At 48.4% G+C, this 18,670-nt stretch carries 19 protein-coding genes; 17 read left to right on the top strand and 2 right to left on the bottom strand.

Annotated features, from left to right (window positions below; genetic code table 11):
• Positions 1-5: 5 nt before the first annotated feature.
• From ACFO8Q_RS02745 to ACFO8Q_RS02775, 7 genes are all read left to right on the top strand, one after another.
• Entirely contained in the window at positions 6-152 is a 147-nt protein-coding gene (locus ACFO8Q_RS02745) for a hypothetical protein (RefSeq protein ID WP_380024147.1), read from the top strand.
• A 155-nt stretch (positions 153-307) separates the two neighbouring features.
• Entirely contained in the window at positions 308-1,090 is a 783-nt protein-coding gene (locus tag ACFO8Q_RS02750) for a hypothetical protein (protein WP_380024148.1), read from the top strand.
• A 164-nt stretch (positions 1,091-1,254) separates the two neighbouring features.
• Complete coding sequence (locus ACFO8Q_RS02755; protein ID WP_380024149.1) at positions 1,255-2,244, top strand: cation diffusion facilitator family transporter; 990 nt, start codon at positions 1,255-1,257, stop codon at positions 2,242-2,244.
• A 117-nt stretch (positions 2,245-2,361) separates the two neighbouring features.
• Entirely contained in the window at positions 2,362-2,622 is a 261-nt protein-coding gene (locus tag ACFO8Q_RS02760; protein WP_380024150.1) for a hypothetical protein, read from the top strand.
• A 237-nt stretch (positions 2,623-2,859) separates the two neighbouring features.
• Entirely contained in the window at positions 2,860-4,044 is a 1,185-nt protein-coding gene (locus tag ACFO8Q_RS02765) for an NAD(P)/FAD-dependent oxidoreductase (RefSeq protein ID WP_380024152.1), read from the top strand.
• Between the two features lie 59 nt (positions 4,045-4,103).
• Entirely contained in the window at positions 4,104-5,120 is a 1,017-nt protein-coding gene (gene holA, locus ACFO8Q_RS02770; protein WP_380024153.1) for a DNA polymerase III subunit delta, read from the top strand.
• Between the two features lie 45 nt (positions 5,121-5,165).
• Positions 5,166-5,474: a small, acid-soluble spore protein, alpha/beta type gene (locus ACFO8Q_RS02775; protein WP_380024154.1), complete on the top strand. Its 309-nt coding sequence runs from the start codon at positions 5,166-5,168 to the stop codon at positions 5,472-5,474.
• A gap of 28 nt (positions 5,475-5,502) precedes the next feature.
• On the opposite strand, the gene rpsT is transcribed toward ACFO8Q_RS02775, so the two are convergent.
• The gene (rpsT, locus tag ACFO8Q_RS02780; RefSeq protein WP_380024155.1) at positions 5,503-5,769 is read right to left on the bottom strand and encodes a 30S ribosomal protein S20; all 267 of its coding nucleotides are present in this window, start codon (positions 5,767-5,769) and stop codon (positions 5,503-5,505) included.
• A gap of 153 nt (positions 5,770-5,922) precedes the next feature.
• Between rpsT and gpr the strand changes: the two genes are divergently transcribed.
• The gene (gpr, locus tag ACFO8Q_RS02785; RefSeq protein WP_380024156.1) at positions 5,923-6,930 is read left to right on the top strand and encodes a GPR endopeptidase; all 1,008 of its coding nucleotides are present in this window, start codon (positions 5,923-5,925) and stop codon (positions 6,928-6,930) included.
• 82 nt (positions 6,931-7,012) lie between these two features.
• Here the strand turns inward: gpr and ACFO8Q_RS02790 are convergent, their stop codons facing one another.
• Positions 7,013-7,936, bottom strand: coding sequence for a S66 peptidase family protein (locus tag ACFO8Q_RS02790; protein ID WP_380024157.1), 924 nt, complete (start codon positions 7,934-7,936; stop codon positions 7,013-7,015).
• Positions 7,937-8,127: 191 nt separating this feature from the next.
• On the opposite strand from ACFO8Q_RS02790, the gene ACFO8Q_RS02795 reads away from it, so the two are divergent.
• The 9 genes from ACFO8Q_RS02795 (at position 8,128) to dnaK (ending at position 18,594) form a co-directional block, all read left to right on the top strand.
• Positions 8,128-8,859, top strand: coding sequence for a cell wall hydrolase (locus tag ACFO8Q_RS02795; RefSeq protein ID WP_380024158.1), 732 nt, complete (start codon positions 8,128-8,130; stop codon positions 8,857-8,859).
• 134 nt (positions 8,860-8,993) lie between these two features.
• Positions 8,994-10,127: a stage II sporulation protein P gene (gene spoIIP / locus ACFO8Q_RS02800; RefSeq protein WP_380024159.1), complete on the top strand. Its 1,134-nt coding sequence runs from the start codon at positions 8,994-8,996 to the stop codon at positions 10,125-10,127.
• A gap of 99 nt (positions 10,128-10,226) precedes the next feature.
• Positions 10,227-10,589 carry a DUF3679 domain-containing protein gene (locus ACFO8Q_RS02805; RefSeq protein WP_380024160.1) on the top strand — a complete coding sequence of 121 codons (363 nt, stop codon included), beginning with the start codon at positions 10,227-10,229 and terminating at the stop codon, positions 10,587-10,589.
• Positions 10,590-10,694: 105 nt separating this feature from the next.
• On the top strand, positions 10,695-12,503 hold the full coding sequence (gene lepA / locus ACFO8Q_RS02810) for a translation elongation factor 4 (protein WP_380024161.1): 1,809 nt from the start codon (positions 10,695-10,697) through the stop codon (positions 12,501-12,503).
• Positions 12,504-12,516: 13 nt separating this feature from the next.
• Positions 12,517-13,809, top strand: coding sequence for a tetratricopeptide repeat protein (locus ACFO8Q_RS02815; RefSeq protein ID WP_380024162.1), 1,293 nt, complete (start codon positions 12,517-12,519; stop codon positions 13,807-13,809).
• Positions 13,809-14,948: a radical SAM family heme chaperone HemW gene (hemW, locus tag ACFO8Q_RS02820; RefSeq protein ID WP_380024163.1), complete on the top strand. Its 1,140-nt coding sequence runs from the start codon at positions 13,809-13,811 to the stop codon at positions 14,946-14,948. The genes ACFO8Q_RS02815 and hemW overlap by 1 nt, the downstream gene beginning before the upstream one ends.
• Positions 14,949-15,026: 78 nt before the next feature.
• Positions 15,027-16,055: a heat-inducible transcriptional repressor HrcA gene (gene hrcA, locus ACFO8Q_RS02825; protein ID WP_380024164.1), complete on the top strand. Its 1,029-nt coding sequence runs from the start codon at positions 15,027-15,029 to the stop codon at positions 16,053-16,055.
• A 40-nt stretch (positions 16,056-16,095) separates the two neighbouring features.
• Positions 16,096-16,653: a nucleotide exchange factor GrpE gene (gene grpE, locus ACFO8Q_RS02830; protein WP_380024165.1), complete on the top strand. Its 558-nt coding sequence runs from the start codon at positions 16,096-16,098 to the stop codon at positions 16,651-16,653.
• Positions 16,654-16,773: 120 nt separating this feature from the next.
• Entirely contained in the window at positions 16,774-18,594 is a 1,821-nt protein-coding gene (dnaK, locus tag ACFO8Q_RS02835; RefSeq protein ID WP_380024166.1) for a molecular chaperone DnaK, read from the top strand.
• The last annotated feature ends 76 nt before the right edge of the window (positions 18,595-18,670 follow it).

The following is an 18,670-nucleotide window of genomic DNA, read 5'->3' on the forward strand; positions in this document are numbered from 1 at the left end:
TCGTCATGAAAAAATGGGTATTCGCTCTGACCGCCCTGAGTTTGATTACAGCACTCTCCTTTCAACCGGTACCGGCAGTATCGGGGGAAAAATCCTCATCATCGGGGAACAACTGGAGTACTTGGACACAGGTGAAAAAGCTGAGTTACTGATTCGAAAGGCCTCCGCCCGTAAATTCAATTGGCGGAGGCTTTTTTCGCGATTCTTCGAAACAATTCTTTTTTCTTTTCTATGAATTAATAGACTCAGTAGAAATATACATAAAAACAGATCATGTGATTTTTCTGGAAGTGGAGGAGATGAGCAAATGAAACGCAAATGGATTGCGGGAGGACTGTTGGCTATTGTGTTCGGAATAAGCTGGGGATTAAGCGGCGGACAAGCCAGTTCCGATGATCTGCGGGAAACCAAAGCGAGAACCGCCTTGCAGAATCAATATAAGGGAGTGGATCCGGAAGACATTCGATTCGGAGAGTGGAAGCCGCTTCCTTTGCCAACCGATCTTCCCACAGTCGAACAGCGTCAGCAAGAGCTGTCAAAAATCGAACAGAAAGCAGCCCCGATTAGGAAAGAAAAGAGCGAAGCGGAAGCCGCCATTGCAGACGGGCAGCGGGCGATCAAAGCAGTGGAGACCGATTTTTCAAACGGCAAGTTATCGAAAGCGGACGCAGACATGCTCGTGAAATTGTTTGGCGAAAAAGTGGACAAGTACAAGGTAACAAATGATCAGTTAAAGGAAAGTCTCAGCAAATTGGAGACCCGAAAACAGGAACTTCTCGCTTATAAAGAGCTGGACACGATTGTTTACACGCAAGCAGCAATTAACAAGGGACTGATGACCTACCGAAAAAATGTATTTTTCAATACGGTTCAACAGCGTTTGCTTACAGAAGAAGAAATTAAAAACCACCCGATGGCGGTGAAATTAAATGTACCAGCCTCGTCTACGATATCGGCTCAAACAATAAAGAATCTGATCTTGGCAGGAGGAATCTCCGCCATAATACTGATTTTGGTTTATTACTGGAGAACCTCGAAGACAGCAGGCAGTCGTATGACCAGAGTGAATATGGTGAACCCAAAAGCTTAGTTTAGAATTATTATTGAGAACAATTTTCAATCTCATGTAAAACTCCAAAAACGGAAATGATAAGCATTCTCGTTGAAATAACGGTGGGTATTCTCCTGTTTTTGTTCCTTTTCTCCGTTTATCGTGATATAGTAGTTATAGGAGTTGGGAAAGGGGGAATACCCATGCCTGCGAATCACTCTGCCAATCACCATACAAGCCATCATTTTCACGACACACTTGCTTCGTCGGAACGCATCATCCGCTACGGAATCCTTCTGACCTTCGTTGTATTTGGACTGAAAATCGCAGGGGGATTTTTGACCGGTTCATTGGCGCTAATGTCTGACGGATGGCACTTGGGCGGAGATCTCGTTACTCTTTTACTCAGCTGGTGGGGAGTCAAACAATCTTCAAAACCTGCTACCCGCCGGCATACTTTCGGAATGTACAGGGTTGAGATTCTTACGGCATTTCTGGCCAATCTGATTTTTATTGCAGTTGGATTGTTTATTATCTATGAGGGATATCAGCAGTATTTGAATCCGAACCCCGTATCGGGAGCTTGGGTTTTTGGGATTACACTGCTCGGGCTTGTAATCTATACGGCTCTGACGTATCTAATGGGAAGAGAAAAAGACAATATGAATGCCAAGAGCGCCTGGCTGCACTTTTTGGGGGATGCATTGTCGTCCCTGGCAGTGTTGGTCGGGGCGGTTGTGATCTACTACACCGGTTGGTACCAAATTGACGGCATACTCTCCGTCTTGATCGGGTTGGTGATTGCGGCTGCCGCGGCAAAGATGGCCTGGGACGGTGTGAAGATTCTTCTGGAAGCTGCACCGAATCATATTCAGACCGATCAAGTCGAAAAAGCCCTGCTGGGACTTCCGGAGATCACGGGAGTAACCGATCTTCATATCTGGGCGTTGACCCAGAACCAGATTATGATGTCATGCCATCTGGCAGTTACGGTTACCACCATTGAAGAAGGAGAACAGGTGATAAGAAAAGTGCACGAACTGATGTGGACCCGGTTTGGAATCGGGCATACGACGATCCAATTGGAAACGCAGTCTTGCAACACTTGTTACCATCATGAAGTCCGGCTCGATCACTGTCAGACTTGTCCTGTTACCCATTGTCCGCCATCCGGAATCTCTGCAGGCGCGTAAAGCTGCCATTGGCGGCTTTTTTGCTTTCGAACAAGACGTCCGCTTATTCAGTGAGGCGGATAGTCGACGGCATAACCGCTCATCAATTGCGGAGAATAGGATGCAGGGGGTGGTTTGATGAACCAGATGACAACTTACCTGTATCCGACGGAAGACGTTTTCAACCGGCCCGAGCACTGGGAAATATGTATTTGCAGAGATGAAGGGAACCGCTATCTGGCGATGGCCCAGAAGAGTGGAACGAATGAGATTTATGGTTGGCAGGAATTGAATGTCGATTCGGAAATACGGGCGTTTGAAGAAATGGCATATCGCATCAATACGAATCAACAACAAGTCCCTCAGCAACCGGTATATGTGGGACAAACGCCGACCTAAGCACCCGATGGGTGCTTTTGTTTTGTCGTTTTCATGGGCATTTACGGAATTTGAAAAAGTTTGTGAAAAAAGTAGCAAGTTTTTGGTTCACAGATTAAGTGAATGTGATATAATGAAGTAGGTACAATTTTTCACAAAGTCTACATAAATGGTTGGTGCATGCAACGACGAACTTATTCGAACACTAATCTTTAATCATTCACTTACAAGCGCCGACTTCTAGGGGGATTGACAACGATGTCAAAAGTATTGATTTTAGGTGCCGGATATGGCGGTTTGGCTGCAGCAGTGAAAATGCAGAAAGCCAAAATTCCATTCACAATCGTGAATAAACATTCCTACCATTATTTCACTACGTTGTTGCATGAGCCGGCAGGCGGACGTAACGATTTCGAACCTTATTCTGTTGAATTATCCGAAGTTCTCAAAGGTCCGGAAGCAACGATTGTAAAAGATGAGATCAAGGGAATTAAACCGGCGGAGAAAAAGGTTATTGGCAAAAACGGCGAACACTCCTATGACTATTTGATTTATGCACTGGGGAATGCACCTGAATTTTTTGGGATTCCTGGACTGCAGGAACACAGCCTGCTGCTGCGGAGCCTTGAAACAGCAAAAGAAATCCGCTCGCATATTGAAGAAAATTTTGCTGCGTATGCGGCTGACAAAGATCCGTCCCGCCTTCGTATTGTTGTGGGTGGTGCAGGATTGACCGGAGTTGAACTGTGCGGCGAGCTCGCCGAATACCTTCCGCACTTGGCAAGCAAGTATCGCGTTCCGGATAACAAGATTGAACTGATCAATTTGGAAGCTGCACCGACCATTTTGCCAATGCTGGATCAGCGCCTTCAGGAAACGGCTCTTGAAGTCTTGACCAACAAAGGGGTGCAGGTTCGCACCAACGAGAAAATCGTTCGGGTTGGTGAAAATGAGGTAGAATTGGCTACCGGCGAGAAAATCAATGCACGGACTATTATTTGGACCGGTGGTGTTCGAGCGAATCCGCTGCTCTCTGAAGCGGGTTTTGACTGTGATCCCCGTGGACGTGCCAAAGTAAACGAGTTCCTGCAATCTGTCGATTATCCGGACATTTTTGTAATTGGGGACTCTTCCTGCTTTATCGGTGAAGACGGACGTCCGCTCCCGCCAACCGCGCAATTGGCTGGACAAATGGGAGATCATGTGGTAGATAACCTGCAAGCCTTGATGAAAGGCGAACCGATGAAGAAATTTGTCTTCAATTATATGGGAACCTTGGCGTCGATTGGCGCTGAAGTTGGTGTCGGCAACGTGAAGGGCTTCAGGGCAAAGGGAGTTACAGCGTCGCTCATGAAAGAAGCTTCCAAAGCGAAATGGCTGATCAATCTGGGCGGTTTGAGTCTGCTGGCGAAGAAAAACAAACAGTTTACAAAGTCTTACTAAAACCATTCGAGCCGTGCTTTTCAAACTGGAAAGCACGGCTTTTTAGGAGTTAGATCCTGATGTCTTATCGTGAGATGATGCAAGAAATCAAAAAAGGGATCCTTCATCCTGTCTACGTTCTTTACGGTACTGAACAGCTGCTGATTCGGGAAGTGGTAGAAGCGCTTGAACAGGCCGTGAATCCGGATGACTCGTTAAACACGCTTCGTTTTCACTGTGATGAGACACCGATTCAGGCGGCGGTTCGGGAAGCGGAAACTCTGCCGTTCCTGAGTGACAAACGGTTGGTGATCGTCCAGAATGCAACTCTTTTTACGGGAGCCAAGTCGCCGCGGAACGATCACGATACTGATGCGCTCCTTCGTTATTTGGAGAATCCCTCCCCAACTTCAACGGTTGTTTTGACCGTGCTTGCGGATAAACTGGATGAACGAAAGAAAATTACAAAAGCCGCTCAAAAAAATGGACGAGTGGCCGCTTTCCTGCCGCTTAAAGAACAGGAACTGCGCGATTGGATACTTGAAAAAACCCGGCAGCTTAAAGTTTCCATTACGCCGGATGCGATCGCCAGGCTGATCTTGGTCTGCGGGTCGAATCTAACGCTGCTTTCGACAGAACTGGAGAAGATGTCATTATTTGCAGGGGAAAACGGAACAATTGAAGAAGAAACCGTGAACCTGCTGGTTTCGAGAACTCTTGACCAGGACATATTCGTTTTTGTCGATGAAGCGGTTCGATTGCGGAAGGAAAAAGCAATGCGTTTAATGCGGGATCTGATAAAAAGCAAGCAGGCTCCTATTTACCTGTTGTTCATGATTACACGTCAAATCCGAATCATGCTGCAGGTAAAGATTCTAAGTTCACGCGGCCTTTCCGTTCAACAAATTGCCCAACAAACAGGAGTACACCCTTATGCATGCAAAATCGCGGGAGAACAGGCGAAGCGTTACACAAGACAAGCGTTAGAAGCATTACTGGCCAAATTAGGAGATATTGACTATAAAATCAAAACCGGCAAAATAGAGGATCGACAGGCACTTGAAATGTTCCTGCTGTCCATGTCGGATGCATCGTAGGTTGATGATCGGGGCACCTTAAAAACAGACAGGAGGTGCAGGTCTGTGGCAAGACGAAGAAACCGCCTGCTTGTACCGGAAGCAAGAGAGGCGTTGGACCGTTTGAAATGTGAGATTATACAGGATAAGACTAAATCTGAGGACGTGTCCTGTACGACCAACCCGAATGACATCAAGTATACAGTCGCACAGCAAGTGGGAGTGCCGCTTGTCCCTGGAGATAACGGCGATTTGACCGCCCGCGAAGTGGGCAAAGTGGGTGGACAAATAGGTGGTTCCATGGTGCGCCGGTTAGTGGAATTGGCGCAGCAGCAACTGGAGCAAGCAACAGGGAAAAACCCCGATTCGCGGTGAATCGGGGTTTGCGTCGTTATCTTTTAATTTACGCACCCAATTTGTTGAATTTCTTCGTCAAACGAGACTTCTTCCGGGCAGCTGCATTCTTATGAATGAGGCCTTTGGATACAGCTTTATCAAGCGTACGAGCAGCCTTTTGAAGCAGATCTTTAGCGTTCTCGAGATCGTTGTTGACAACAGCAAGCTCGAATTTCTTGATCGCTGTACGAAGGGCGGATTTCGCCGCAGCGTTACGAAGGGTACGAGTACGGGTAATCTTTACTCTTTTGATTGCGGATTTGATGTTCGGCACCCTGTTCACCTCCTTACAGCACGGATACGATCCTTTTAAACGGACAATGGATATTTTATCACGTGATAGGTGGTAGCGCAACTCCAATTTGAATAACCCTAAACATTTTTGCGAATGTTACCCAAAAGGACGTTACTACAGGGGGAACAAGGGATGAATGAAACACAGGAAGAAATGGACTGGAACGGGTATTCGGTGCGGACTGATCTTGCGGTTGAGGCTCACCAGATGGCGGGTGCGGCGCAGGGAATCCCTGAGATACCGGGCGTGGAAACCGACGTAGACCAAGAAGAAGGAATGAGGGTAACCAAATTAAAGGTGAAGGATCAAAATGGAGCTCGCAGGATCGGGAAGATGGTGGGGAATTACCTTACCTTTGAGGTGCCTGGACTTCGCCAGAAAGATGCCGATTTGCAGGAAAAAGTGGCCAAGCGTTTTGCGGAAGAGCTGCGAGCCTTCTTGAATCTTCCGGACAACGCCAAGGTCTTGATTGTCGGCTTGGGAAACTGGAACGTAACACCGGATGCGCTTGGTCCGCTGGTAGTGAAAAAAGTATTCGTCACTCGTCATCTTTACAGCCATATGCCCGAGCTTTTAGATGACGGTTTCCGGCCAGTCGCCGCCGTATCTCCCGGAGTGCTTGGGATTACCGGTATTGAGACGAGTGAGATTGTTCAGGGCATCGTCCAGAATGTAAAGCCCGACTTGGTGATTGCAATAGATGCTTTGGCCTCCCGCGCTTTAGACAGGGTGAATACCACTATTCAAGTGGCGGATACAGGGATTACGCCAGGAGCGGGTGTCGGCAACAAACGGAAAGGACTCAATCGGGAAACGCTTGGTGTTCCTGTTGTCGCCATTGGCGTTCCCACTGTTGTTGACGCTGTTACGATCGCTCACGACACGATCGATCTTTTGATCAAGCGCATTGAACAAGAGGTACCCGGGAATCAATGCAGCCAAATACTCGGCAATTTTAACGAACAGGAAAAGAGACAGTTGATCTTTGAGATTCTGCAGCCGCTTGGGCAGAATCTGATGGTTACACCAAAGGAGATTGACCAGTTTGTTGACGATATCGCCACTGTGGTGGCTAACGGATTGAATATGGCACTGCATTCTTCAATCACGCCGGAAGATGCGGCCATGTTTTTACACTAATGCGTGCCGCAACAGGCCCCCGGTCACCCGCACGTACGGATCTGTGAGAGGCGCATGCGGTAATGCATGCGCCTACTCTATTCTAGACTCTTACTGTTGGCTCCATTACAGTCAATGTATTGTTGGTCGTATTCAGATTCACTCTTGCGCCTATTGGGATGGCTGCCTTAAATACCCCGTGTGAGGTGGCCAAGTTGGTCATCAGCGGTTTTCCGAGCGGAACAAGAAATTCGTCAATCAAATCATCAAATGTTTTGCCGTATGCTTCCGCACAACCTGTGCATTCCCCGATTACGATGCCTAGACAATCCCTGAATTTCCCCGCCAGTTTTAAATGATTCATGAACCTGTAGACCTTGTTAACCGGTTCGTGCGTTTCCTCCAACAGAAGTATTTTTCCTCTTGTATCGATTTCATAAGGTGTGCCCAGAGCATCCACAAAAGAGCTGAGATTGCCCCCAACGATGGGACCGGTTACGTCTCCCGCGACTCTGCTTATTAAAGGAATGCCTAGAGGGTTCTCAATTCTCCTTGGGGAACTAGTTGAGGCCACAGCGGAAAAAAATTGATCGTAGTTATATGGAGGAGTCTCTGGCCGAAAATCAATCAGTAGCAGACTATTAAAAGTGATCAGATCGGCGTATTGATGCAATACGTTCAGTAGAACCGTTATGTCGCTGTAACCTGTGACTATCTTTGGGTTTCTTCTTATAACGTTAAAGTCAAGATAGGGGAAAATTCCGGCTACTCCTACACCCCCCCTGGTGGGGAGTATCATTTTTACCGAAGGGTTGCGGAACATGTCCATCAGATCGGAGGCCCTCTCTTGATCTGATGCGGCAAGATAGCCCTGAAAGGAATATACATAATTTCCGAGCACAACATTAAATCCCATATTTCTCAGTGTGGCAATTCTTGCGTCAATTACATCGGCAGAAAGCGGACTTCCCAATGTAACGATGCCAATTGTATCTCCACTGCGCAAAAGTACGGGCCTGGTTGCCATAGATATGCCCCCCTGTCAATCACCTATATTATATGTCAGAAAATCGGGATCGTTGAAAATCGGACATGCCAAAAATTACACGCCCAAACAACTGCAGTTCTGTGTTAGGGTAGTAGATGGTCCGGATAGATTATAAAATGCTCTGCGAAGGGAAGGAATGGGTATGGTAAATTAAGAAAGGAAGTGATTGGATGAAACGCAAAATTGCTCTTTTGATGATGCTGTTTGGGGTGATGTTTGGAGGTGTTGCGGAAGCTTCCTCCTCACACACGGCTGCAAACGGAGAATCTTTGTATAAAATTGGTGAAAAGTACGGGATTCCGTGGGAAGTGATCAAGAGAACCAACCAATTGCAAAGCGACCGGATCAATGCCGGACAAACGTTGTTGATTCCTTCCAAGCACGTTGTGCAGCGTGGGGACACTCTTTGGAACTTGTCAAGAACGTTTGGTGTTCCTCTTGCGAAACTTCAATTCGTGAATAATGAGTACGATGATTTGCTGAACATTGGAGACACGGTGTACATTCCAACAGGAGTGCAAACCCAATCGATGAATGAAGCGGATTTGGATTTGTTTGCACGTTTGGTCAATGCGGAAGCAAAAGGGGAACCGTATGAAGGAAAAGTAGCCGTTGCCAGTGTGGTTCTGAACCGCGTGAAAAGCCCGGAGTTTCCGAATACAATTCGTGGAGTTATTCTTCAATATTACGGTTCGATTCCTGCCTTCAGTCCTGTAGACAACGGGGAAATTCACAAGCCGGCCGATGACGAGGCAAGGAGGGCCGTACAAGAAGCGTTAAACGGAAAGGATCCGACTTTCGACGCTTTGTATTTCTATAATCCGGATCTCGTCAGTCCGACCAATTGGATTCGACAAAGAACGGTTACCGTGAAAATTGGTGACCACGTATTTGCGAAATAATTTTGCTCAAACTCTAGCAAGATAAATCTATGAAAGAGCGCCCGATGGGCGCTCTTTACTTTTCATCAACAGGCATAAAGGGAAATCTCGTAACATATGATTCTCGTAGATATCGAATGAAAGGAGCAAGTCCTATGAACCGTGAGCCGCGTCCAAGATATTTTCGATCCATGACACTAAATGTCGGAACACGCAGAATGCGGACCATGGTGATCACCATGAGTCTGATGATTGCGGTCTTGTTCCTTTTCATATGTGCGATCGCTGTGCAGTTGATGGCCGCCAACAACCAGCATTCCCTGGCATCCCGCGTCCTCCATTCGGTCAGCAACCAGTCGTTAAATTCCATTATGGGGCAGGAGATTCCAGTTTACGCATCGGCCGATCCCAAGCAAATCGGCAAACCGCCAGAGTCCCGTTCGAAGTGGACTTCGTTGCTGTTTTATTTGTTCACAGATATTGATGTCGATCACCCGGAAACAATGCTGGGAGGTTCGATTGCGGCGATGTCGGTTAGTAATTTTGAACCTTTGACGGAAGATTCTAAAGAATCACCGGGTGAAGACATTCCTCCTGCCGATATGGGAAAGCCTCAACCCCAGCCGCCAACAGAGCAACCGGAACCAGTACCGTCTAACGGAAAACCAATTGTCTACATTTATCATTCACACAACAGGGAAGCGTATTTGCCTGAACTTAACAATGTAAAAGAATTTAACCAAGCATATGACAAAGACAAAAATATTACTCTTGCAGGTGAGCGTCTGGTCAAAGATCTGAAAGAGAAGAAAATCGAATCCATACAGACGAAAACAGATTACTGGGTACCAGGAAAGTTTGAGGAGTCCTATGATTTTTCAAGAAAAACGGTGCAAGAAGTTTTAAGCAAAAACAACGGTATCAGGATGGTTTTCGATATACATCGGGATTCACTGGCGAGACAATTTACAACCGCAAAGTGGAATGGTCAAGATGTTGCAAGGGTTAGTTTCATAGTTGGAGGCATGAATCCAAACTCCAAGAAAAACGAGGAGTTCGCAAAGCAGGTTCATAAAAAAATGCAGGAACTGTATCCGGGAGTCTCAAAAGGTGCTTTTACAAAAAAGGATAATCGTTTCGACACTCGATACAATCAAGACCTCCATCCCAAATCGATCATCATTGAAATCGGTGGACCGGAAAATACGATGGAAGAAGTGTATCGAACAACAGACCTACTGTCGAACGTGATCACCGAACTTGCAAAAGAAGGGCAAAATGCGAAGTAATCTTAAGCAAAGCCGGGTATAGAACGGCATCCTCCCGAACATACTGGGACTAAAAGCTAGAATTGATAGGACGGTAGGAGACAGGGAGGCTTCAGGATCATGTGGAGGTTGCGAAGGTTCCTGCTGTACACCGGACTCGTGTTCATGACAGTGGTGTTCGTCGGTGTAGGTTTTCATACAGCGGAACAGGGGATTCAGTCGATTGTCGGAACGGGGGGACCCCCGAAATCGATCCATGTAAACACGGACAATCAGGCGATTCAGGTGACCGTACTGGGGAAAGAAGTGGTCCAGCCCAAACCCACTCTTGGCGACAAGTGGAGTCGCCAGATTGAGGCTGCCAAAAGTGAATTCGGGGAAACAATGAATGAAGTGAGTATTGGGATCGGTCGCATCTTGCAGAATTTGTCGGAGCGGATCATCGAATGGATCGCTTCGTTGATAGCGCAATGGATCGGATAGCGATGGCAGGTAACATGGCCATCGCTTTTGTGTTTTTGCGGGTCGTGCTATTTTATACCGGTCATGCTATAATGTACGATAGCATTTTTATGAGGAGAATCTGTGATGGACGCGAGAGAACGACAAAAATCTATCCGAAATTTTTCGATTATCGCTCATATTGACCACGGGAAGTCCACCTTGGCTGACCGGATTTTGGAATATACAGGCACTCTGCAGGCTCGCGAGATGCAGCAGCAGGTCCTGGATAATATGGAGCTGGAGCGTGAGCGCGGTATCACGATCAAGCTGCAATCGGTCCGCTTGAATTACCGTGCGAAGGACGGCAAGGACTATATTCTGCACTTGATCGATACGCCGGGACACGTCGACTTTACTTATGAAGTCAGCCGTTCGCTGGCAGCTTGCGAGGGAGCCTTGCTGGTAGTTGACGCCGCACAGGGGATTGAAGCCCAGACACTCGCGAACGTTTACCTGGCATTGGAGAATAACCTGGAAATCCTCCCTGTGATTAATAAAATTGACCTTCCATCGGCCGAACCGGAGCGGGTCAAGCAGGAGATTGAAGAGGTAATCGGGCTTGACGCATCGGAAGCGGTGCTTGCCTCTGCAAAGGCGGGAATTGGCATTGAGGAGATTCTGGAGCAGATCGTCCAGAAAGTGCCTGCCCCGGAGGGAGATCCGGATAAGCCGCTGCAGGCGTTGATTTTTGACTCTCATTTCGACCCTTATAAGGGCGTAATTATTTATGTTCGTGTCGTGAACGGTTCGATTAAACCCGGGATGAAGATTCGCATGATGGCAACGAAAGCAGAATACGAAGTGGTTGAAATCGGAGCCCTGCGACCGCGCATGACACCAGTGGATGAATTAATGGTCGGGGATGTCGGCTATATTGCCGCATCGATCAAAAACGTAAAACACACCCGCGTGGGGGATACCGTAACGGATGCGAAAGCACCGGCTGCCGAACCGCTGCCTGGGTATCGGGGAATTAATCCGATGGTATTCTGCGGACTATATCCGGTCGACACGGCCGATTATAACGATCTGCGCGAAGCGCTTGAGAAGCTTGAACTCAACGACGCCGCGTTGAAATATGAACCGGAAACTTCAAGTGCCCTCGGGTTTGGCTTCCGATGCGGATTCTTGGGATTGCTCCACATGGAAGTGATCCAGGAACGTCTGGAGCGGGAATACGATTTGACTTTGATTACGACTGCACCGAGCGTGGTATATCATGTTTACACAACCTCCGGGGAAATGATCCAAATCGACAACCCGAGCAAAATGCCCGAAACAGGCAAGATTGAGCGTGTGGAAGAGCCGTATGTGAAGGCATCCATTATCGTACCCAAAGATTATGTCGGTGCCGTAATGGAGCTGTGTCAGGAAAAACGCGGGGTCTTCATCGACATGCAGTATCTGGATCAAACCCGTGTCACTCTGGTCTATGAAGTTCCGTTGACGGAAATTGTATACGACTTTTTCGATCGTTTGAAATCGAGCACCAAAGGGTATGCATCTTTCGATTATGAATTGATCGGCTACCGTGCCTCCAATCTGGTTAAAATGGACATTCTGCTGAATGGAGAAGTGGTGGATGCGCTCTCCTTCATCGTTCACCGGGATAAGGCATATGATCGCGGCCGGATTTTGTGTGAGAAATTGAAAGATCTGATTCCCCGCCAACACTTTGAGGTTCCGATTCAAGCGGCTATCGGCACGAAAGTGGTTGCCCGTGAAACGATTAAAGCGATGCGCAAAAACGTTCTCGCAAAATGTTACGGCGGGGACATCAGCCGGAAGCGGAAGCTCCTCGAAAAGCAAAAAGAGGGGAAAAAGCGCATGAAGCAGGTCGGCTCGGTGGAAGTTCCGCAGGAAGCATTTATGGCCGTACTCAAAATGGACTAAACAGGGGGGACCCATGGGTAACGATAACGTAGTGCACCAGATTTTAGCTGACGCGGAGGAACAGATTGCAGCAGATAATTACGAAAGGGCGATGGAGATTCTCCACTTCGCTCTCCGCCGGCCCGAGTTTGACGTGCGGGTCTACGAGAAGTTTGCGTTTGTGCTGCGTATGTCGGGTAAACACGAAGCGGCTGGGTTGTTTGAGGCGGTCGTGGCGGATACTGAAGATGCGGAAGCCTATTTTCGTTTGGGGTATCAACTGGTTCAGGAAGGCATGTACGGGTCGGCGCTCGGACCGTTGTCACGCTGTGTTCAACTGGTTCCTGACGCGGCTGCCGCCAATTATGAGTTCGCTTTTGCGCTGATGAAGGAGTTCTACAACGAAGAAGCACTTCATTTTTTCATGAAAGCTTACGAGCAGGAACAGGCGATGAGCATGACGTTTTACATTGCCCAATTGCTGATTTTCCTGGGGCGTTCTGGTGAAGCAACCTTATTCGTGTCTAAACTTGAGGAACAAGTGAAGGAATCGGGCGAAGGTGAAATGCAGTTGGAATATACCAAAGGAATGCTCCGCCGCTATCGTGCCCATAAAGCCGAGACGATCCGCGACTGGCATTTTGTCCAGTATGGGACATTATTGTTGCGCACCTTTGAAGAAGATTACCCGGATGAACCGAACCATTCAAACGGTCGATTTACGTTTGTAAACTTCAGCTATGAACAGGTTGCTTCCGTACTCGCCGCGCTGCAAACTACGATTGGGACAATCGATGTGTTTCCAAAATATGAGTATGTGGCGGCCGCCGGAAAGGCAAGCGAGCCGCTCGCCCATGCATTTGGCAGGATGCTGATGCTCCCGGTGAAACCGCTGGCCGACGGACTTGCCTCCGGACAAAAAGGAATAGTGATCACTTCGTTCTCCGACGAGTTGCAAGAAATCGGGGCGGATGTCTGGGAACGCGGTGATGTTCTGCTCTTCTCGTTTGCTTTGTCCTGGACCCAGGAAACCAATACCCTGCCCGAAGTTATCGGGTATCTTGCACAGGCTGCACGCCTGCCTTGGCAGGAAAGACTGGAGTTTTCGGAAGACGGGGAGCCGTCTGTGATTCCGCCGGATGATCGTCCAGCGGAAGAGATTGCACGCGGCATCCTGGATCGGGTGCTTCATACCGATATGCAATGGGTGGGTCGCATACATGATTATTACAAAGAACGCAAAGCGGAAATCGTTGCGGGCAGCCAGATCGATGTCCCGCGCAAGAAATTTTTTGTTCATTCCGCGTTGGGTGGAGCCCGATACTGATGAAACCGAGTTCACTTTATATCCACATTCCGTTTTGTGCAAGCAAATGCTACTATTGCGACTTCAACTCCTATGTTTCAACCGGTGAAGTGATGGACCGTTATCTGGATGGTCTGGAAAAAGAAATGGAACTGCTGTCGAAGGAACTTCCGTGGGAACCGTTGAAGACCGTCTTTTTTGGCGGCGGTACGCCAACGATGTTTGACGTAAAGCAAACGGAACGAATGATGAATATCCTAAATCGGTTTTTCCGTCTCGCTGAAGGTGCGGAAATTTCGGTCGAAGCGAATCCCGGCACGGTCAATCTGGAGAAACTAAGAGTGTTGAAAGAGGGCGGGGCGAACCGGCTCTCTTTTGGCGTTCAGTCCTTCCACGATCCGATTTTAAAAAAGCTGGGCCGACTGCATGACAGTCTCACCGTGTACCATAGTTACGAAAAAGCGCGTCAGGCCGGATTTTCATCAATTAATTTGGACCTGATGTTTGGGCTGCCGGGGCAAACGATCCCGATCTTTGAAGACAGCCTCCGGCGAATTGTGGAACTGCAACCGGAACATATTTCGGCCTATTCGCTTAAAGTGGAAGAAGGTACGCCGTTTGCGATCTGGCAGGAGCGCGGCAAGCTGCAGCTGCCGCCCGAAGAAGAGGATCTAGCGATGTATCAATTGCTGATGGATACGTTGGAGGCACACGGATATCAGATGTATGAGATTTCCAATTTTGCAAAAAAAGACCATGACTGCCGCCATAACCAGGTGTATTGGCGAAATGAGCCGTATCTGGCCGCCGGGGCAGGTGCACACGGTTATGTCAACGATGTCCGGTATGTGATCCAGTCAAGCGTTCCCGGTTATATTGAGACTTGTCTGTCCGGAAAGCGCCCCGTGGTCGAACGGGAAGAAATCCCCGCAGAAATTCAACGGGAAGACACCATGATTCTGGGACTGCGGATGATTCGGGGAGTGGAACATGCTCGTTTTAAGGAACGGCATGGGGTTGACATGCACAACGTGTTTGGCCGTGAAATTGAGCGTTTTGTGCAGGAAGGGCTGCTGACAGACAATGCGGAGGCGGTTTGCCTCACAAAAAAAGCTTTGCCGATCGCAAATGAAGTGTTTTCAGGATTCCTGATCAGTTGACACTATTGGCGGGATTTGTTATTTTTTACGTAGTGATTAGCACTCGATGTGACAGAGTGCTAACAAGGAGGGAGAAGCATGCTTTCGGAGCGCCAACAGATGATTTTGCGGATGGTCATTGAAGATTATGTTCATTCTGCCGAACCCGTTGGTTCACGTACAATCTCCAAGCATTCGGAAGTGGCATTCTCACCTGCCACGATTCGCAATGAAATGGCTGATCTTGAAGAAATGGGATATTTGGAACAGCCGCATACTTCAGCAGGCCGGATCCCTTCGCATAAAGGGTATCGCTTCTATGTCGACCATTTAATGAACCCGTTCTCTCTCTCATCGGAAGAGTTGTTTCAGATAAAGAAAGTATTTGTGGAAAAGATCGATGCAATGGAGCGGGTCGTTCAACACACCGCTCAGATTCTTTCGAGCTTGACCAACTATACTTCACTTGTGTTGGGGCCGCAGGTCCACGAGAACAAGCTGAAGCATATTCAACTGGTTCCTTTATCCGAGCATACGGCAGTTGCCATTATTGTGACGGATACAGGACACGTGGAGAACAAGAAGGTTTCCGTTCCCGAGGGTATCTCCACAGATGAGATCAGCAAATTTGTTGCGATTCTCAATGACAAAATGACCGGGGTTCCGCTAAACCTTGTTAAGACCAAACTTTATCACGAAATTATGGGCGAATTGAACCGGTATATGGATCAGTTCGAAGGGGTCATGAACCTCTTGAATCAGATTGTCCAGCCGGAAAAAGATGACCGCGTCTATCTCGGAGGTACGGCCAAAATCCTGAATCAACCGGAATTCCGTGATGTGGAGAAACTCCGCCCGCTGCTTGATATATTGGAAACCAACCAAACGGTGATCCATCTGTTAAATCAGCAAAATACGCCTGGCATCCAGGTGCGGATCGGGCTTGAAAATCAACTTGAGCAGCTCAAGAATTGCTCCATCATTACCGCGACTTATCATATTGACGGCAATGTTGCGGGAACTATCGGAGTGCTCGGTCCGACACGTATGGAATATGGCCGTGTGATCAGTGTGTTAGACTATCTTACCGAAACAATGTCGGAGCTGTTAACGCGGCTTCACAAATGATTTCCGCCATTGAGTTGGCAAGCTATGTGGGAGGGACAGTATGAACCAGGAACAGAAGCAAATGGAGGAAACACCGGAAGCAAACGGCGAAACTCCCGAAACAACTGAACAGCAAAATGCAGATCTGAATGATACTCGCAGTCGGGAGGAGCTTCTGGCTGAAGTAACCCGTTTGACTGCGGAGATGCAGGAGCTTCAGAACCGATTGCTGCGAAGCACTGCCGATTTCGATAATTTTCGAAAGCGGGCGCGCCAGGAAAAAGAGGATCTGAGCAACTACGCAACTTTGCGATTGGTACAAGAAATTCTGCCTGTAGTGGACAATTTCCAACTTGCGTTGGCGGCGGAAACCTCAGATGCCGAATCTTTGAAAAAAGGTGTTGAAATGGTATTCCGTCAATTCGAAAGCACCCTAGAACGCGAAGGTGTAGTTGCAATGAACGCGGTTGGGCAACCGTTTGATCCGAACTTCCACGAAGCGGTAATGCAGGTGGAAAGCGATGAGTATGCACCGGGCACCGTGGTGGAAGAACTCCGCAAGGGGTACTTGCTGCATGACAAGGTTGTCAGACCGGCAATGGTTAAGGTATCAAGATAGTACCCATTAAAGTGACGTAAGGCTCCGTAGCATAGTCCGAGTACTTTAATGGGGACCCGGAAAACCTCTGGGACTTCGAAGATAATCTATCAGTCAGCATATAATTAGGAGGCTATTCGCATGAGTAAGGTTATTGGCATTGACTTAGGTACAACAAACTCCTGTGTTGCCGTAATGGAAGGCGGCGAACCGGTTGTTATCCCGAACGCGGAAGGTGGACGTACTACCCCGTCCGTGCTTGCAATCAAGAACGGGGAGCGGCTGGTCGGCGACGTGGCAAAACGCCAGGCTGTGACCAACCCGGACAATACGGTCATCTCCATCAAACGCTATATGGGTACCAACCATAAGGAAACGATCGAAGGAAAAGAATACACTCCGCAGGAAATCTCTGCGATGATTCTGCAGAAGCTGAAGGCTGATGCAGAAGCTTACTTGGGACAACCGGTAACACAAGCGGTGATTACCGTGCCGGCTTATTTCAATGACTCCCAGCGTCAAGCTACTAAAGATGCGGGTCAAATTGCCGGATTGGAAGTTCTTCGTATCGTCAACGAGCCGACCGCAGCCGCTTTGGCTTACGGCCTTGACAAAGAAGAAGAAGGAACCATCCTTGTATATGACCTCGGAGGCGGTACGTTCGACGTTTCGATTCTCGAACTCGGCGACGGCGTATTCGAGGTGAAAGCAACAAGCGGGAACAACCGTCTCGGTGGAGACGATTTTGACGAGCGTATTATGAAGTTTCTCATTGATACGTTCAAACGCGATACAGGCATTGACCTTTCACAAGACAAGATGGCCATGCAGCGTCTGAAGGATGCGGCTGAAAAAGCTAAAAAAGAGTTGTCTGGCGTATTAACCACAACGATTTCCCTGCCGTTCATTTCGGCTGACGCTACTGGCCCGAAGCACCTGGAAGTGAATCTGACTCGTGCCAAATTCGAGGAACTGACTGCGGATTTGGTGGAAGCAACACTTGGACCCACTCGTCAGGCCCTGAGCGATTCAGGCTTGTCTGCAAGCCAGATTGACAAAGTGATTCTCGTCGGTGGTTCGACTCGTATTCCGGCAGTGCAAGAGGCAATCAAGAAATTGATCGGCAAAGAGCCGACCAAAGGGGTAAACCCGGACGAAGTGGTAGCTGTTGGTGCAGCTATTCAAGCAGGGGTTCTCACCGGGGAAGTAAAAGACGTCCTGCTGCTTGACGTAACTCCGCTCTCGCTCGGGATTGAAACACTGGGCGGTGTGATGACGAAGCTGATTGAACGCAATACGACAATTCCGACTTCCAAGAGTCAAGTATTCTCGACGGCAGCCGACAACCAAACTTCCGTGGAAATCCACGTTCTGCAAGGGGAGCGCGAATTCGCTCGCGACAACAAGACGCTCGGCCGCTTTACTTTGACCGACATTCCGCCTGCTCCACGCGGTATTCCGCAAATCGAAGTTACTTTCGATATCGATGCGAACGGGATTGTAAACGTGTCGGCGAAGGATCTTGGAACCGGCAAGAGCCAGAAGATCACGATCACATCTTCATCCGGCCTCAATAAGGATGAAGTGGAGCGTATGGTGAAAGAAGCGGAAATGAATGCGGAAGCAGACCGCAAGCGCCGTGAAGAAGTAGAAATTCGCAACAATGCAGACACGCTGGTCTACACCACCGAAAAGACTCTGAAAGATCTCGAAGGCAAGGTGGATCAAGCGGAAGTTGAGAAAGCAAATTCGGCAAAAGAGAAGCTGAAGGAAGCTTTGAACGGCACCGACATCGAAGCAATCAAGAAAGCGTCGGAAGAACTCAGCCAGGTTGTGCAGCAGTTGTCCATCAAGTTGTACGAACAGGCTGCACAGGGGCAGCAAGCTGGCGCAGACGCAGGCAAGAAGGATGACACTGTTGTCGATGCCGAATATACTGAGGTAAACGAGGAAAAGAAGTAAGATAGCAAGCGGCGAAAAGTCAAAGTCGCAGGTTTAAATCCCGGCTTTGGCTTTTCTTCTGTATGAGATGGAGCTA

Origin of the sequence: Effusibacillus consociatus, from assembly GCF_042652925.1 — a bacterium.
In the GTDB taxonomy this organism is placed as follows: domain Bacteria; phylum Bacillota; class Bacilli; order Tumebacillales; family Effusibacillaceae; genus Effusibacillus; species Effusibacillus consociatus.

What these genes read in the sequence shown, in the direction of transcription:
- ACFO8Q_RS02745 (WP_380024147.1), top strand. Translation starts at nt 6, where the DNA reads ATGAAAAAATGGGTATTCGCTCTGACCGCCCTGAGTTTGATTACAGCA.
- ACFO8Q_RS02750 (WP_380024148.1), top strand. Translation starts at nt 308, where the DNA reads ATGAAACGCAAATGGATTGCGGGAGGACTGTTGGCTATTGTGTTCGGA.
- ACFO8Q_RS02755 (WP_380024149.1), top strand. Translation starts at nt 1,255, where the DNA reads ATGCCTGCGAATCACTCTGCCAATCACCATACAAGCCATCATTTTCAC.
- ACFO8Q_RS02760 (WP_380024150.1), top strand. Translation starts at nt 2,362, where the DNA reads ATGAACCAGATGACAACTTACCTGTATCCGACGGAAGACGTTTTCAAC.
- ACFO8Q_RS02765 (WP_380024152.1), top strand. Translation starts at nt 2,860, where the DNA reads ATGTCAAAAGTATTGATTTTAGGTGCCGGATATGGCGGTTTGGCTGCA.
- holA (WP_380024153.1), top strand. Translation starts at nt 4,104, where the DNA reads ATGTCTTATCGTGAGATGATGCAAGAAATCAAAAAAGGGATCCTTCAT.
- gpr (WP_380024156.1), top strand. Translation starts at nt 5,923, where the DNA reads ATGAATGAAACACAGGAAGAAATGGACTGGAACGGGTATTCGGTGCGG.
- ACFO8Q_RS02790 (WP_380024157.1), bottom strand. Translation starts at nt 7,936, where the DNA reads ATGGCAACCAGGCCCGTACTTTTGCGCAGTGGAGATACAATTGGCATC.
- ACFO8Q_RS02795 (WP_380024158.1), top strand. Translation starts at nt 8,128, where the DNA reads ATGAAACGCAAAATTGCTCTTTTGATGATGCTGTTTGGGGTGATGTTT.
- spoIIP (WP_380024159.1), top strand. Translation starts at nt 8,994, where the DNA reads ATGAACCGTGAGCCGCGTCCAAGATATTTTCGATCCATGACACTAAAT.
- ACFO8Q_RS02805 (WP_380024160.1), top strand. Translation starts at nt 10,227, where the DNA reads ATGTGGAGGTTGCGAAGGTTCCTGCTGTACACCGGACTCGTGTTCATG.
- lepA (WP_380024161.1), top strand. Translation starts at nt 10,695, where the DNA reads ATGGACGCGAGAGAACGACAAAAATCTATCCGAAATTTTTCGATTATC.
- ACFO8Q_RS02815 (WP_380024162.1), top strand. Translation starts at nt 12,517, where the DNA reads ATGGGTAACGATAACGTAGTGCACCAGATTTTAGCTGACGCGGAGGAA.
- hemW (WP_380024163.1), top strand. Translation starts at nt 13,809, where the DNA reads ATGAAACCGAGTTCACTTTATATCCACATTCCGTTTTGTGCAAGCAAA.
- hrcA (WP_380024164.1), top strand. Translation starts at nt 15,027, where the DNA reads ATGCTTTCGGAGCGCCAACAGATGATTTTGCGGATGGTCATTGAAGAT.
- grpE (WP_380024165.1), top strand. Translation starts at nt 16,096, where the DNA reads ATGAACCAGGAACAGAAGCAAATGGAGGAAACACCGGAAGCAAACGGC.
- dnaK (WP_380024166.1), top strand. Translation starts at nt 16,774, where the DNA reads ATGAGTAAGGTTATTGGCATTGACTTAGGTACAACAAACTCCTGTGTT.